Origin of the sequence: Microbacterium maritypicum MF109 (genome assembly GCF_000455825.1) — a bacterium.
Taxonomy (GTDB): Bacteria; Actinomycetota; Actinomycetes; order Actinomycetales; family Microbacteriaceae; genus Microbacterium; species Microbacterium maritypicum_A.
This window is the reverse complement of sequence record NZ_ATAO01000230.1, coordinates 1-239: the sequence shown is the minus strand read 5'-3', so window position 1 is coordinate 239 and position 239 is coordinate 1. Positions and strand designations below refer to the sequence as shown.

The following is a 239-nucleotide window of genomic DNA, read 5'->3' as shown; positions in this document are numbered from 1 at the left end:
CCTCCATCTCCCGTGTCGACGGCAAGGATGCGCTGTCGATCTCCATCACCAAGCTCCCCGCGGCGAACACCGTGGAGGTGTCCAACGGCGTGATCGCCGCGCTCGACACGATCGGCGACGCCTTCCCGGACGCGACCTTCACCGTGATCTTCGACCAGGCGCCGTTCATCGTGCAGTCGATCGAGACGCTCGCCACCGAGGGAATGCTCGGCCTGGTGTTCGCGGTGCTCGTGATCCTC

1 protein-coding gene is annotated in these 239 nt (G+C 65.7%); it reads left to right on the top strand.

Annotated elements, in window-relative coordinates:
* On the top strand, positions 1–239 hold a 239-nt coding region (locus L687_RS40110), incomplete at both ends, for an efflux RND transporter permease subunit (RefSeq protein WP_040569851.1).